The organism is Paenibacillus sp. GYB006 (assembly GCF_036577645.1).
Classification (GTDB): domain Bacteria; phylum Bacillota; class Bacilli; order Paenibacillales; family Paenibacillaceae; genus Paenibacillus.
In genome coordinates, this window is record NZ_JARBDA010000001.1 from 822,428 (window position 1) to 837,775 (window position 15,348).

Sequence of the window (15,348 nt, forward strand, 5' to 3'; positions counted from 1 at the left end):
TACAATAATAAAACAGCCCGGACACCGACTACATTGTCCGGGTTTATTCTTTTTGTAGAGCTTGGGGGACGATCAGGATGATGAAAACCGCCATTCCAGAAGCACTGATGACACTGCTGAGCGGTGAAAATTTAAAAGATAAGCAGCGAGAGGCTTTCCTATTACAGACGGTGAACGAGGATGGCTGGCCTCACTCTGCAATGATTAGTGTAGGTGAAGTGATTGCAGCTGATCCGTATACATTTCGCCTGATGTTATGGCCAAACACGATGACCACCATAAACCTCATGCGGAGTAAAAAAGCGCAACTCGTTATTATTTATGAAGGTCTTGTATATTATATAAAACTTCAGATGAAGCATCATTCTGCTGTTCATTCTGATGTACATATAGGAGAGCGATTCAGTGCGCATATTCATGCGTTAAAAATAGACCAAGCAAAGTATGCCAAGATTGAGACTGGAGTACAGGTCAGACTTCATAATCCCGATCGTGTAATTGATCGATGGCAGGCACAAGTTGAAATACTAAAACATAATCCATATTGACATAAAGTGGAGTACAAAGGAGAGAACGTCTTGAGCACGGACAAAGAGTGGCAATTTGAACAAGAACGAGTAGATGAAGTAACAACACAAATACGACAAGCGATTACCAAACTCGAAAAGGAAGTCGGTTCAGTCCGCGGCGAAGTCGTTGAGATGAGAAAAGACTTCTGGGATGAAGTGACGATTAACTTCAGTGAAGCGGATGATGTTGGGGAAACCTCAACGAATTTAAGACAGCAGTCGGAAGTGCTTTCTGAACGCGAACGCAGTCACAAAAATACGTTTCAAGCACTTAGTAAAATGAATAAGCTTGTCTCGAGTCCTTACTTCGGGAGAATTGATTTTATAGAAGAAGGTTCTGAGGAGAAGGAGTCTATCTATCTCGGAATTGCCTCTTTCTTATCAGAAAAAGAACAGGATTTTCTAGTGTATGACTGGCGGGCACCGATCTCTAATTTATACTACGATGGGGCTCCCGGTCATTCTTCATATGACACGCCCTCCGGATTAATTGAAGGTGACATTACACTGAAACGCCAGTTCACCATTCGAGATGCGGATATTAAGTTCATGTTCGATACCGGGGTCACGATTGGTGATCAATTACTGCAGGCGGTATTAAGCCGGAGTTCTGACGCGACAATGAAGAGCATTGTGGCAACGATTCAGAAAGAACAAAATCAAATTATTCGAAATGATAAGAGCAAATTTCTAATCGTACAAGGAGCGGCGGGAAGTGGAAAAACATCAGCAGCTCTCCAGCGTGTGGCTTATTTATTATATAAAGATAGAGAACACCTGAAAGCAGATCAGATGATCTTATTTTCACCGAACCCTATGTTTAACAGCTATGTGTCTACCGTACTGCCTGAGCTCGGTGAGGAAAACATGCTTCAAACTACATTCCAAGAATATTTAGAGCGCAGAATCGGCAGAGAATATCAGCTGGAAGATCCATTTGTGCAATTAGAGTATGTATTGTCGCAGAAAACTGATCCTTCCTATGAGGCTAGAATTCAAGGGATTGAATTCAAATCATCTCCGTCGTTCCTGACCATGATTACGAAATATAGAGAAATGCTGGCTCAGCGGGGCATGATGTTTAGGCCGCTGCGTTTTCTGGGCAGAGAAGTCGTATCAGCAGAACAAATCCGTATAAAGTTTTATGAGTATGATCAAAGCATTCGTATTGCTAACCGTTTAGAGCTGTTAAAAGATTGGCTCTTAAAAGAATTGTCTCTATTTGGAAAAAGTGAACTGGATGCACCTTGGGTAGATGAACAGATTCAGCTTCTCAGTAAGGAAGATTATCACCGGGCATATCAGAGACTGAAACGGAAACAGCAAGGCAAGAAGGAAACCTTTGATGATTATGATTTAGAGCGAGAGATTTTAGCGAAAATGGTTGTATCGGATCGGCTGAAGCCGCTGAGAAAATGGGTGAAAGCTATCCGTTTTGTGGATATGAAAAAGTTGTATCGCGCTATTTTTAATGATCCTGAGGTACTGTCTTTCATTTCATCAGGGGTGAACTTACCTTCTGCATGGGAGGAGATTAGCCGGTTTACTACCGATCATTTGCAAGCTCAGGAACTGGCATATGAAGATACAACACCATTTTTATATTTAAAGGATTCTCTGCTTGGATTCCGGATTTTTGCAGGCATTCGCCATGTCATTATTGATGAAGCACAGGATTATTCTCCATTTCAGTTAGCGTTCTTCAAACGAATCTTTCCTCGGGCCAAAATCACGGCACTTGGTGACTTTAATCAAGCGATCTATGCGCACTCGTCTGTACTACAGGCGACAAGTCCGCTAGGTGAGATATTTGGAACGGAATCGACCGAAGTAATTCGTTTGACACGAAGCTATCGCTCGACGAAAGAAATTGTGGAATTTACAAAAGCAATGCTGCCGAATGGGGAAGAGATTGTTCCATTTAATCGGGAAGGAGAACTGCCGACAGTTCACGAGTATAATCAGTCCCTCAAAATGGAAGAAGCCATCCATCATCAATTGGAACAATTAATTTCGGAAGGTTATGAATCGATAGCTGTCATATGTAAAACAGCAGACCAAAGTAAAGATGTATATGAGAGAATGTCTAATAAACTCAGTATGCCATCGAAACTTGTCAAGAAAACAACACTCGGTTTCGACAAAGGTGTGCAGATCATCCCGGCATATCTTGCAAAAGGCGTCGAATTTGATGCTGTCATTATTTATGATGGATCAAAAGAAATGTATGCAGCAGAAAGTGAACGGAAGCTGTTCTATACCGCTTGTACAAGAGCTATGCATTTGCTGGATATTTACTCTCTCGGTCCGGTTAGTCCGTTTATTGCGGATGTGCCTTCTGAGAAGTACAAACGAAGCAAGGAGTTACGTAGCCAATAAAAGAGAAAGCATTTCAGATGAAAATCTGGAGTGCTTTTTTTATTAGATAATTGGGAGTGAGAAGTACATTTTTCAATTATTTTACATATGATGAAAGGGATATTATTTATCCTATGTTATATATTGATATATAAATGTAATATTATCCAGTCATTTCAACGGAATATTGATTTTTTGAGTTAAATTTATTTACATGCGAGACGTAGACCACTATAATCGTTAACAATATATTTTTTTGGAGTAAATGAATGGGGGAGATCATACTTGAAAACAAAACGTTTCGAAAGACCTGGATTAGCGGAGTGTGTAAAGGATCTAGTAGCAACTGCAAGAGGCGATTTGAAAGCTACAATGGTTATTCAAGGTGGATCTCTTGTTAATGTAATTTCTGGTGAAATTATCGAACAGATGTCGGTAGCAGTACAAGGAGCAAGAATTGCTTATGTTGGTAAAGATGTCTCACATACGATTGGGCCAGATACTGAAATTATAGATGCAACAGGAATGTATATTGCACCAGGGTTGCTTGATGGTCATTGCCATATTGAAAGTACGCAGCTGAAAGTATCCGAGTTTGCGAGAGCAGTTCTGCCACTTGGAACAACAGGGGGGTTCTTTGATGCGCATGAGATCTCAAATGTATTAGGTTTAAAAGGGCTTAAGTACATGCTGGAGGAAGCAAGAATAACTCCGATGGCAGCATATATGCAGGCTCCTTCCTGTGTGCCTTCTACAAGTCCTGAGCTTGAAACGACAGGTGCCTGGATTGGTCCAGAGGAAGTAGCAGAGGCTTTATCTTGGGGAGACGATATGATTGGACTTGGTGAAGTGATGAACTTTCCGGGTGTAGTCTATGGTGAAGATAAAATGATTGGCGAAATTGAAGCAACACTCAGAGCCGGAAAGGCAGTGGACGGTCATTTTACTTGGGCGTCTGATGATTGGAGACTTCCTGTTTACGCTGCTGCAGGCGTTACCGGAGATCATGAATGCGTAACAAAGGAAGACGTTCTAGAGCGAATTCGGCTTGGGATGTATGCAAAACTACGACAAGGATCTGCGTGGCATGATGTTGCAGAAACGGTAAAAGCTGCAACAGAGCTTGGTCTTGATACTCGGCGGATGATGCTCGTCACTGATGATCGAAGTTCAGAGTCCTTGCTGGAGGAAGGGCATATGAATTTTGTTGTTAGACATGCGATTTCTCAGGGGCTAAAACCGATCACAGCTTTCCAGATGGCAACCATTAATACAGCGGAACGGTTTGGAGTTCAACGGGATGTAGGTTCGATTACTCCTGGTTCCATTGCAGATATTATTCTATTAAAGGGACGTCTTGCCGATGTAAACGTAGATACGACGATTGCTGCCGGGCAAGTGGTGGCACGCTCAGGAAAAATGGTTGCAGAATGGGAAACCTATGTATATCCTGAGGACGCGCTGGGTACAGTTCACCTTTCAGAATCCGTGCGACCAGAAGATTTTCGTATTATGGCTCCGATCTCGGAGGGAGAGATCAAAGCAAGAATCATTCAAGTGACAGAGAATCATGTAGAAACAAAAGAAATATGGGAACACGTAGAAGTTGAGTCTGGGTTAGTAAAACTGAGTACTGCAAAGGATATTTGCAAAATTGCTGTCATCGAAAGACATCATATGACGGGTGATAAATCCGTTGCCCTTGTTTCAGGGGTGGGATTCCATAGCCCAGCAGCTATCGCGATGACGGTAGCCCATGACAGCCACAATTTGATGGTCATTGGCACAAATGATGAGCTAATGGCTGAAGCAGCTAATCGGGTAGCGGCAATGCAGGGCGGAGTTGTAGTTATAACGGAAGAAGGGACAACAGAATTTCCACTGCAAATTGCGGGTCTGATGTCTACCGAACCATTTGAAGTGGTCGCATCGCAATCAGCAGGAATCAGTACTGCATTACAAAGTGCAGGATGTAATCTTAATAATGCATTTATGACCTTATCTTTACTTGCGTTAGTGGTTATTCCAGAACTTCGCTTATCTGATAAAGGGCTTGTTCAGATCTCCGCAGATGGAATTAAGATTGTTTCCTTATTTGAATAATATAAGTAGTTATCCTCCTGAATAGGTGAGCAGACGCATGTCTGCTCACCTATTTTTTGTTTTATTTTATGAAATTATAGTGTAATATACCTAAATGAGTCTTAAGACCTATAATCAGACTGCGTATTAATTACGAAATATATAATGTAAGGCTTTTGACCTTCTCTCAAAAGGAGAAAATGAGACTTTCGTATTTCTGAAATGGTTAAGACTAGTTCAAATTATTGATTAAAGAGAAAAAGGCTGTGACTATTGGATAGTTGTGTATACACTGAGGGCAAATTTACCGAAAGGTAAAGACGCAAAGCCATAGGGTCTAAAGTGAGTCTTAGGACTTACGATGATAGCCGGTTGCCGACGTGAAAAATCGAAGGAGTGTGCAGACATATGTGGAGAAAAAACAGCAGGAAATTAAGCGCCATGATCTTGGCAACCGTTATCGCATTCGTACCATGGGCAGGAACGATCGGAGAAGTGGAAGCTACTGGAGCAATGAAAGCTACGAAGGTTACCCAATCTACTTCAGTTCCGGCGAGTCAAACTGCCACTTGGCTGTGGGATACAACGCAGATTAAAACAGCACCCGATTCTGTTCTAACCTTTGCTAAGGAGAATAACCTAAACGTTATTTATTTACAAATCAATCGTGATGTGCGGAATCGTTATTATCAATCTTTTATACATAATGCAACGCTTGCAGGAATTAAAGTGGAGATTTTAGATGGTCGTCCTTCATGGGGACTTACCAAATCCAGACAAGGTTTGGTCGATTTTATAGATTGGATTGAGAACTACCAGAATGAAGCAAGTGAGACTGAAAAATTCTCCGGGATTCATGTGGATATTGAGCCTCACGTTCTTCCTGAATGGAAAGAGGATCTTGATGAGGTAGTGAAACAGTGGCAATCGAATGTGAATTATTTGACTGGTGAAGCCAAGCGTCTAGACATGGAGATCGGAGCAGATATTCCGTTTTGGCTTGATAACTATACAACTCCTGATAAAGATATGAAAATAAGCAGCTGGATGATTCGTCAGTATGATTCGGTTACCGTTATGGCTTATCGTGATAAAGCAAGTGCGATCTATGATGTGGCTTCTGATGAACTGGCTGAAGCTTCTGCTCTTGGCAAGAAAGTATCCATAGCTGTGGAAACGAATCAAAGTAATGAAGGAGATTTCATTACGTTTTATGAAGAAGGACCTGAGTATATGGCCCAGCAGCTTACATTAGTTGAACAAAAAGCTAGCATTCATAGCTCGTATTCCGGAATATCAATTCATGAATATGCCAGCTGGTTAAAGCTCGCAAGACGTTAATAAAAAAAGGTGCTAAGAGATCCTCAATGGATACTCTTTGGCACCTTTTTCTCTATGTGGTCTCATTATATTGTAAAGCTTCGATTGCGATTTGTTCATAGAAAAGTTTGCGATACTGCGAAGGAGTCAATTGTTTTTGTTTTTTGAAAAGAGTAATGAAATAACTGAGATTATCGAACCCGACTTCGAGAGCAATATCAACTACTTTATAGTTTGTATTTTCGAGCAGCTTGCAGGCTTTCTGAATTCGATAGTGATTAATATAGTCAATAGGGCTCTTCTGTACCATCTGTTTAAAAAAACGACAGAAATGTCCTTCGCTCATATTAAGGTGAGAGGCTAAATCTTTCAGCTTCATGTTTTCACTGTAATGCTCGTGTACATAACCCAGGGCAACTTTAATCCGATCAATTTTATCTGGGCTGCCTGTAACCCCCGACGCTTTATCATCCAGCTGCATTTGTTCAAACATGTCAGCGAAGATCAGATACAAATGAGCTTTTGTAGAAATTTCGAGCGTTCGACTCTTTACCTCGTGATCATGCAAAATCTGGTGGATGTAATGAAGAATTGAAGATCCCCATGCTGTGCTTTTCTTAATATGGCGCGGAGGAAGGAGTCTCTTTGTCAGTAACGGATCGAATAAATTCTCCTGCAAAGCATCATAGGAAGGTCCGGCCAGCCATCTTGAATCAAATACAATGGCTGAAAAAATACAGCGTTCGTCACCTAACAGATAACCGGCATGTATTTCTCCGCTTCCCACAAAGATAGCGTCCCCTGCACTAACCTCATATACATTCATATCTACATGAAATACAGCAGTACCTTGTTCCATGAGTATAATCTCCATTTCATCATGCCAGTGGCAATCCAGGATACTGTCCCCATTCAGCTGATTTACTTTTGGATATACACTGACAGGAAATAAAGAATGTCCATGGACTCGATTTTCACGAAGCAATTCTTTGTTCATATAAACGGTTCACGCCTCTCTTTTTTCACATATAAATCTTTATAAAATTGCAATCGCTTCCATTAATAGGCCCAGGTAGACAAATAAACGGGTAAGAATAGCTGAAAATATCAGAATAGTGATACTATTCATCAAAATATCGTAAGAAAAAACCAAATTATATCAATATCATTATAGTATAACTGAAGGGGGTAAGAAACAATGAAATTTACAGACGGATTCTGGCTAGTACGCGAAGGGTATCAAATTCAGAACCCCACTGATATTCGCGACATTGTTCAAAAGGGAGATTCAATTACGGTACATGCAGCTACAAAGCGTATTTTGGTAAAAGGGGATACATTAAATGGTACGCTGCTTAAAGCGACTTATAGTTCACCGACGCCAAACGTAATTAAGGTAACTTTGAACCATCATAAAGGGAAAGTAGACCATGGTCCTGCTTTTGAAATTTATAATCAAGATACAGATGTATCTATTCATAAAGATGAGCAAGGTGCAGTACTTCAAAGCGGCAAGTTAAGTGTTCATGTGGACAAAACGAACGGATGGGATATACAGTTTCAATACGATGGCAAGCGCATCACGGGCAGCGGAAGCAGAGCAGCCGGATACATTACAGGTCCTAATAAAGAAGCGTATTTCCGTGAACAACTCGATCTGGGTGTAGGCGAGTATATATATGGACTTGGCGAACGTTTCACACCCTTTGTGAAAAATGGCCAAGTGGTAGATATTTGGAATGAAGACGGCGGTACAAGCAGTGAACAAGCCTATAAAAACATTCCTTTCTACCTATCTAATAAAGGATATGGTGTATTTGTTAACCATCCTGAGCGTGTCTCTTACGAGGTGGCATCCGAGAATGTGTCCAAAGTACAATTCAGTGTTGAAGGTGAAACGCTAGAGTACTTCATCATCGGCGGCGATAATCCAAAAGACGTGCTGAATAACTACACTGCTTTAACAGGTAAACCAGCGTTGCCGCCGGCTTGGACATTTGGTCTGTGGCTGACGACTTCCTTTACTACCGATTATGATGAAGCGACAGTAAATCATTTTGTTGATGGTATGGCAGAGAGAGACTTGCCGTTATCCGTATTCCATTTTGATTGTTTCTGGATGAAAGAATATCAGTGGTCTGATTTTGTATGGGATGAAGAAATGTTCCCAGATCCAGAAGGGATGATTCGCAGACTGAAAGATAAAGGTCTCAAAATTTGTGCTTGGATTAATCCTTATATTGCCGAAAAATCCTATCTCTTTGATGAAGGTATGGAAAATGGATACCTAGTGAAAACAGCTGACGGCAGTGTATGGCAATGGGATCTGTGGCAAGCAGGCATGGGACTTGTTGATTTCACAAATCCAGATGCAGTGGAATGGTATAAGAGCAAACTGTCTGTACTCATTGACCAAGGCGTAGATTCTTTTAAAACGGACTTTGGTGAAAGAATTCCTACAGATGTGGTGTATTATGACGGATCAGATCCGGTGAAAATGCACAATTATTATACTCAACTTTACAATAAAGCGGTTTTTGAATTGCTTGAAGAGAAACTCGGTAAAAATGAGGCAGCACTCTTTGCGCGTTCCGCAACAGCAGGTGGTCAGCAATTCCCTGTACACTGGGGCGGAGATTGCTCAGCTACATATGAATCCATGGCGGAGTCTCTTCGAGGGGGTCTGTCTCTAGGATTGTCTGGATTTGGATTCTGGAGTCATGATATCAGCGGCTTCGAAAACACGGCACCGGCAGATGTATATAAACGCTGGGTTCAATTTGGATTGTTATCTTCGCACAGCCGCCTGCATGGCAGCACTTCATACCGTGTACCTTGGTTGTTTGATGATGAGTCCGTTGATGTAGTTCGTGATTTCACGAAACTTAAAATCAGCCTAATGCCTTACTTGTTCCATGCAGCTAAAGACTCAACCGTACAAGGTATCCCAATGATGCGCGCTATGATGCTGGAGTTCCCGAACGATCCTGCAACATTTGGGCTGGATACACAGTATATGCTGGGGGATTCGATTCTTGTTGCTCCTGTCTTTAATATCGAAGGAGACGTAAGCTATTATCTACCTGAAGGAACATGGACGAACTTCCTCACGGGCGATAAAGTGGCAGGTGGAAGATTCATTCAAGAAAACCACAGTTTCCGTACACTGCCGATGATGATAAAACCAAATAGTCTAATTGCAGTCGGTGCGGTTAATGACGTTATCGAATATGATTACGCAGATGGAGTCGCTTTGCATTTGTTTGAACTGGCAGATCAAGCTACTGCGGAAGCAAAAGTGTTCAGTACGAAAGCTAAAGAAGAACTGGCAGTAACGGTCAATCGCACAGGTTCCGAGCTTAAAGTGTCCGCAGCCGGAGAAGGAAAAGCGTGGTCTCTGGTATTACGTGATATTCATGAAGTAGCGGGAGTAAACGGCGGGTCTATGTCCAAAGGAGATCATGGTCTGGTATTTACACCTGAGAAGAACAACGGGACGTTTACGATAGAGCTCTAAAATAATTGGTAAAGAAGGCGATGCATAAACGCAGCGCCTTCTTTTTTGTGTTTTATAACAATGATAATTGCATAATTTCAAAGAGATACAACCATATTAAGAACGTCGTTTGATCTTAATATGGTTTCGTATCCTAATCATAATTAGGGTCAAATGAATAACCGAAAGCAGCTGAGGTGGGTATGTAATGAAAGATAAGAAATGGGATCTAGCTGCTCTGGCCTCTATTCCGCTTATTATGACTTTAGGCAATTCAGCTCTAATCCCTATCTTACCGCAGATCGGCAAAAAACTGGGGGTTTCTACATTTCAAGTGAGCATGCTGATTACAGTTTATGCTGTAGTGGCCATTATTTTAATTCCCATAGCTGGGTACTTATCGGATCGTTTTGGAAGAAAAGCGATCATCATTCCCTCTCTTGCGATTGCTGCTATAGGTGGAGCTATTTCAGGATTCGCTGCCTGGTTCATGACAGACGGAGCCGCTTACTGGACAATTATAGGCGGAAGATTATTGCAAGGTATCGGTGCAGCTGGAGCTTTTCCCATTGTTATTCCACTCGTAGGGGATATGTTTGATGACGAAAAAGAAGTAAGCGCAAGTTTGGGGATTGTTGAAACATCCAACACTTTTGGAAAAGTGCTCAGCCCGATCATTGGGGCAGCGCTTGGAGCCTGGTTATGGTATTCACCATTTTTAATGATTCCCGCACTCTGTATCATTTCTTTATTACTTGTCATTTTTTTAGTGAGAACACCCAAAAAACATAAAGAAGTACCACCTTTGCGGCAATTTCTTCGCTCCCTTAAAGAAGTCATGGTAGAAAAAGGGCGCTGGTTATACGCTATTTTTGCGGTGGGATGTATTTGCATGTTTGTTATTTTTGGTGTACTTTTTTACTTATCTGAAATTCTTGAGAGCAAGTACGGTATAGATGGCATAACAAAAGGATTTGTACTGGCAATCCCCTTGGCAATGCTTTGTTTATCCTCTTTTGTGAGCGGTAAAATCATTGGCAGTCATAAATCACGAATGAAGTGGATCGGGTTTATTGGACTTGTCATTTTGACAGCAGCTTTATTTACTATGGGTTTTTCAAAATCCATTTATTATGTAGTGGGCGTTTTTACAGTGGGAGGAATCGGTATTGGCGCAACTTTGCCATGTCTGGATACATTGATAACAGAAGGTGTAGAGAAGGAACATAGAGGAACAATTACCTCTTTATTCAGCAGTATGCGTTTTATTGGGGTATCTCTTGGGCCGCCTATCATTTCGCTGCTGTTAAACACCTCACATTTCGTGCTGTTCTCCATATTAGCAGGTGTTGCAGCTGTAGGAGCGTTACTCACATTGTTTGCAATAAAACCGAAACAAAATGAAGGAACCGGTTCTGGAAAGAATACAGGCAGTAAGCATTATCGGTTAGGTGGGAAAAGCTTTATTCGAATTAAGCGTAAAGCATAACATAACAAAGCCCATTCCTTCGGTCGAAAGAATGGGCTTTGCTGCATATGTAATGTGATTTACATAGATGTAGTTTCATTCATTTTTGTTCTTCTAGCCTTGCTCATGTGGACGAGATAAATAATGAGTAAGAGAAGGACGAAGAGAGCTGAGTAACGAAACATCAGATTGTATCCTGTAAAAGTGGCAATGACTCCAAGTACCAATGAACCAAGAGCGATCCCGAAATCAAGCGTATTTAAAAACATGCCATTCGCGAGACCTCTTTGCGCTGGGGATACGACTTGAATCATCCAGGTCTGAAAAGATGGCTGCAGTGCACCATATCCAAGTCCAAACAGGAAAGCAGAAACAAATAATCCGATAGTCGAACTAATATTAGAAAGGAGTACAAGCCCTGTAATGACAAGTATAGATCCAGGGATTACAAGAGCAAGGTGACCTTTTGTATCATAGATGCGTCCTGCAAAAGGACGGACAATAAGAATAGCCAAAGCGTTAAATAAGAAAAATAAAGCAGCGTTATCGATCCCATTTTCTTTGCCGAACAGGGCAATAAAGCTGACAATACCACCATAAGTAACAGCGAGAAGCATATTAAGGACAGAAGGTATAATGAGAGCTTTGTTAAATCCTGTTTTCTTTTCATTAGTAAAAGGAGATTCAAAAGGTGCTTTTGGTTTCGGACTTTTCGAAGTCAGTATATAACTTAGCGGAGCGATAATGAGGATAACAAGTGCAGTAGCCCACGTAAGCACAGTAAATCCTGATGAGTTCAGTATGGCAAGCCCAATAACAGGACCAATGGACATGGCTAAACTGGTGGATAGTCCGAAATATCCCATTCCTTCACCCATTCTCTTAACGGGGATGACATCCGTGGCCATTGTAGGAAAGGCTGTGCTGCTTAACCCAAAACCAATGCCGAATATCATCCGCATGACAAGGAGTACACCCATTACAGCAGCGAAATAATAACCCAGGGTAACAAGCAAGATAATAACAATACCTAAATATATCATTTTATTTCGATTTCCTTTTTCCAGCTGTTTGGCTGAATAAATACGTGCTGCAATCGCACTTAGTGCAAAGAGGGTCGTGAATAAACTCACTTGAAATGAACTGGCTTTAAATTCTCCCTGCACGTAAGTGGGTAAGGTAGAGATAATCATGTGAAGTTGTAAGAATAGTAAAAAGTTACATAAAGTTAGTATAATGAACTCTTTGGTCCATAATCGGTTTTTCCCTAGCTGCATAATTAAGTTTAATCTCCTTCATTTCTAGAGCGGCTCTAAACAGGAGGGGAGCTTTCGCCCTCACATCCTGTTACTTTGAGCTGTTCTTCTGTTCGTGTACTTCTTGTTGTTTTTGCACATGGTTGTGGTAGTCATTTAATACTCGGAGAAAAACTTTCATGTCTTCTTCGGGAATGATCTCAGCAAAATCTGCATTTAATTTTTCTTCAAGAGGAAGAATTAAACGGCATAGATGAGCACCTTCATCTGTAAGAAATAATTCATACGCTCTGCGATCGGCAGGATTCGGTTTACGAACGACTAAACTTTTCTTTTCCAGCATGTCAATAATCCGTGTAGTCGTTGGTTGATCCTTATAAGCTCTTGAGGCAATTTCGCGTTGATTCAAACCTTCGTGGGAGTAGATGTGAAATAGAACAGACCATTGCTCTGTTGTAATTTCGTATTCTTTCAAAAGTTGATTCATTAAATGAATAGAGCGTCTATGAGCAACGCCAAGCATAAACCCAAGCGAATGTTCAAGTGTAAACTTATTCAATGTGTTAGTTAACCCTCCTCTATAAAATACTTGTCACACTAATATTATTAAATGTTTTTATTCGTGTCAAAGAATTTTATAAAACTAGCTATACGAATTTTTTCCATATTATGCAAACTTTTTGGTGTAAACTATATATAACAAAGCATGAATGTTTCTTATAATCTAGGAGTGAACTAAAATGAGAGAAGAGGGATTCCCATGACTAACAGGGACAAGCTGACTATAAAACGCGCCGAAAAAAAGGATATATCTGCACTTGCAATTTTATTTGATGAGTACCGTGTATTCTATGAACAGGAGTCTGATCCAAAGGGTGCTGAAGTTTTTTTGATGGAGAGAATGGAAAATGAGCAATCTGTCATTTTTTACGCTGAGATAAAAGGAACAGATGAGCCCGTTGGTTTTGTACAACTATATCCCTCCTTTTCGTCCATTTCCCTTCAGTCTCTGTGGATCTTAAATGATCTCTATGTAAGAAAAGAAGCTAGAAGATTGGGAGCTGGAAGAGCTCTGCTTCAAGAAGCAGAACATTTGGCCCGCCTTACAGGAGCAAAAGGACTGACTTTATCCACTTCAGCACATAATAGTGCAGCCCAGAAGTTATATGAGTCTGAAGGATACATACGAGACAATGAATTTTGGCATTATAATCTTCTTACAATTACAAAATCTTGATTGTATACCCAGGGTTCGTTGTAATCCGAAGAATCCTTATGGCATAATACAGCTACGGAACATAAGGAGGGATTTATGCTGCACTGGATTGCAATGCTTACCATGTTGATTGATCATATAGGTGCTATTTTTTATCAGGATCAAGGCATATTTCGGATCATTGGAAGGCTCGCCTTTCCGATTTATGCGTTTTCGACATATCTTGGTTATAAATACACAAGTAATATGAAACGCTATACTTACCGTTTACTTCTTCTGGCTATCATTTCGCAGATCCCATTTATGCTTGCTTTTCAGCATTCTAATTTGAATGTAATCTGGACACTGTTGTCCTCGCTGCTTGTTCTTCAGCTGCTGGATAAGTCCCAAAGTGGAATCAGTAAAGTTCTGATTGTTATGATCTCTGGTATTCTCATGGAATTATCCACGATGGACTATGGGATCTATGGTCTCTTCCTGGTTCTAATCTTTAGATACACGGAAGGTATGGTCATGGTGGGTGCTCATTTGCTACTTAATATTGCGGATATGGTGGTATCTGAACTTCAAATCTGGAGCACGCTAGCGACGGTATATATTGCTTTCTTAATGGATAAGGGAGCTTCATTTCGCTCTACTGTTCCGCGCTGGCTATGGGTAAGTTTCTATCCGTTACATCTTGCTGTACTTGCGGTCATTCGAATCGTTTAACACGGAAACGAAAGCTGCCTATTATAATAGGCAATATAGAGTACATATCTTGTGCTGTTTTTTTTATGGTGATATTCCTTCATGAATATGAATCGGTTACAATAGAACATAAGTTGGATCTATTCCACGAAGTGGTATGATGATTTGTTTTGCTAAACATAGATTGGGAGTTGAGAATTTAGTGGAACTAAAAAAAGCAGCAGCAGAAAGAGCAGTGGATTTCGTTAAAGATGGAATGAAGGTAGGACTAGGTACAGGATCTACGGCCTATTGGGCTATTAAACGACTAGGCGAAAGAATTAAGGAAGAAGGACTGAATATTCAGACAGTAGCTACATCCAAAGCTTCTGAGGATCAGGCGCGGGAATTGGGAATTCCCCTCATTCCTTTTGCTGAGATGGGTAGACTTGACCTTACGATTGATGGTGCTGATGAAGTCGATGGCAGATTAAATCTGATTAAAGGTGGCGGCGGTGCGCTTCTGCGCGAGAAAATTGTTGCCACGAACAGCAGACGACTCATCATTGTAGTGGATGAGAGCAAAGTTGTTCATACGCTTGGTAAATTCCCATTGCCTGTTGAGATTGTTCCGTTTGCACATGAATGGACATTTCAGGCCCTTGATCAGCTTGGCTGCCGTCCACAGTGGCGCATGAACGGTGAAGAGAAATATGTGACGGATAACGGAAACTATATTGCAGACTGTCTGCTTGGACGCATCTCTAATGCAGAGGCTCTTAATCAAAAATTAAATATGATTCCAGGTGTCGTTGATAATGGTCTGTTCGTCGATCTGGCGGATACCGTGGTAGTGTCACACAGTGACGGGTCAATTGAGCTCAAAAAAAGGTAACTTCTTTTTCAAAGAGAGG

The 15,348-nt window shown here is 41.1% G+C and carries 12 protein-coding genes and 1 riboswitch; of the genes, 9 read left to right on the forward strand and 3 right to left on the reverse strand.

Translation table 11 applies throughout. The features are described from left to right. The first annotated feature begins 77 nt into the window (after positions 1–77). The 4 genes from PV403_RS03970 to PV403_RS03985 all read left to right on the forward strand — a co-directional run bounded on the left by PV403_RS03970 (position 78) and on the right by PV403_RS03985 (position 6,350). A complete protein-coding gene (locus PV403_RS03970; RefSeq protein WP_332083662.1) occupies positions 78–548 on the forward strand; it encodes a pyridoxamine 5'-phosphate oxidase family protein in 471 nt (156 codons plus the stop codon). A gap of 30 nt (positions 549–578) precedes the next feature. Beyond that, a complete protein-coding gene (gene helD, locus PV403_RS03975) occupies positions 579–2,948 on the forward strand; it encodes an RNA polymerase recycling motor HelD (protein ID WP_332083663.1) in 2,370 nt (789 codons plus the stop codon). 264 nt (positions 2,949–3,212) lie between these two features. Next, a complete protein-coding gene (gene ade, locus PV403_RS03980; RefSeq protein WP_332083664.1) occupies positions 3,213–5,030 on the forward strand; it encodes an adenine deaminase in 1,818 nt (605 codons plus the stop codon). A gap of 266 nt (positions 5,031–5,296) precedes the next feature. Next, positions 5,297–5,389: riboswitch (cyclic di-GMP riboswitch) on the forward strand. A 28-nt stretch (positions 5,390–5,417) separates the two neighbouring features. Continuing rightward, positions 5,418–6,350, forward strand: a complete 933-nt coding sequence (locus PV403_RS03985; RefSeq protein WP_332083665.1) for a hypothetical protein — start codon at positions 5,418–5,420, stop codon at positions 6,348–6,350. A 52-nt stretch (positions 6,351–6,402) separates the two neighbouring features. Here PV403_RS03985 and PV403_RS03990 read toward each other — a convergent pair whose 3' ends face one another. Then, on the reverse strand, positions 6,403–7,326 hold the full coding sequence (locus tag PV403_RS03990; RefSeq protein WP_213535701.1) for a helix-turn-helix transcriptional regulator: 924 nt from the start codon (positions 7,324–7,326) through the stop codon (positions 6,403–6,405). Positions 7,327–7,527: 201 nt separating this feature from the next. Here PV403_RS03990 and yicI point away from each other — a divergent pair, with 201 nt between their 5' ends. Continuing rightward, positions 7,528–9,846, forward strand: coding sequence for an alpha-xylosidase (yicI, locus tag PV403_RS03995; RefSeq protein WP_332083666.1), 2,319 nt, complete (start codon positions 7,528–7,530; stop codon positions 9,844–9,846). A 187-nt stretch (positions 9,847–10,033) separates the two neighbouring features. Then, on the forward strand, positions 10,034–11,314 hold the full coding sequence (locus PV403_RS04000; RefSeq protein ID WP_332083667.1) for an MFS transporter: 1,281 nt from the start codon (positions 10,034–10,036) through the stop codon (positions 11,312–11,314). 59 nt (positions 11,315–11,373) lie between these two features. On the opposite strand, the gene PV403_RS04005 is transcribed toward PV403_RS04000, so the two are convergent. Next, positions 11,374–12,570, reverse strand: a complete 1,197-nt coding sequence (locus tag PV403_RS04005) for an MFS transporter (RefSeq protein WP_332083668.1) — start codon at positions 12,568–12,570, stop codon at positions 11,374–11,376. A 70-nt stretch (positions 12,571–12,640) separates the two neighbouring features. Continuing rightward, on the reverse strand, positions 12,641–13,108 hold the full coding sequence (locus tag PV403_RS04010) for a MarR family winged helix-turn-helix transcriptional regulator (RefSeq protein ID WP_332083669.1): 468 nt from the start codon (positions 13,106–13,108) through the stop codon (positions 12,641–12,643). Positions 13,109–13,309: 201 nt separating this feature from the next. Here PV403_RS04010 and PV403_RS04015 point away from each other — a divergent pair, with 201 nt between their 5' ends. From PV403_RS04015 to rpiA, 3 genes are all read left to right on the forward strand, one after another. Continuing rightward, positions 13,310–13,786 (forward strand): GNAT family N-acetyltransferase, encoded by a 477-nt coding sequence (locus PV403_RS04015; protein WP_213535706.1) that lies wholly within the window; start codon positions 13,310–13,312, stop codon positions 13,784–13,786. Positions 13,787–13,861: 75 nt separating this feature from the next. After that, positions 13,862–14,476, forward strand: a complete 615-nt coding sequence (locus tag PV403_RS04020; RefSeq protein WP_332083670.1) for a TraX family protein — start codon at positions 13,862–13,864, stop codon at positions 14,474–14,476. A gap of 181 nt (positions 14,477–14,657) precedes the next feature. Further along, the gene (gene rpiA / locus PV403_RS04025) at positions 14,658–15,329 is read left to right on the forward strand and encodes a ribose-5-phosphate isomerase RpiA (protein ID WP_213535707.1); all 672 of its coding nucleotides are present in this window, start codon (positions 14,658–14,660) and stop codon (positions 15,327–15,329) included. Positions 15,330–15,348: the final 19 nt, after the last annotated feature.

Excerpts from the sequence above, each read along its gene's own strand:
- PV403_RS04005 (WP_332083668.1), bottom strand. The coding sequence starts at position 12,570 with ATGCAGCTAGGGAAAAACCGATTATGGACCAAAGAGTTCATTATACTA.
- PV403_RS03990 (WP_213535701.1), bottom strand. The coding sequence starts at position 7,326 with ATGAACAAAGAATTGCTTCGTGAAAATCGAGTCCATGGACATTCTTTA.
- yicI (WP_332083666.1), top strand. The coding sequence starts at position 7,528 with ATGAAATTTACAGACGGATTCTGGCTAGTACGCGAAGGGTATCAAATT.
- PV403_RS04020 (WP_332083670.1), top strand. The coding sequence starts at position 13,862 with ATGCTGCACTGGATTGCAATGCTTACCATGTTGATTGATCATATAGGT.
- PV403_RS04000 (WP_332083667.1), top strand. The coding sequence starts at position 10,034 with ATGAAAGATAAGAAATGGGATCTAGCTGCTCTGGCCTCTATTCCGCTT.
- PV403_RS03970 (WP_332083662.1), top strand. The coding sequence starts at position 78 with ATGATGAAAACCGCCATTCCAGAAGCACTGATGACACTGCTGAGCGGT.
- PV403_RS04015 (WP_213535706.1), top strand. The coding sequence starts at position 13,310 with ATGACTAACAGGGACAAGCTGACTATAAAACGCGCCGAAAAAAAGGAT.
- PV403_RS03985 (WP_332083665.1), top strand. The coding sequence starts at position 5,418 with ATGTGGAGAAAAAACAGCAGGAAATTAAGCGCCATGATCTTGGCAACC.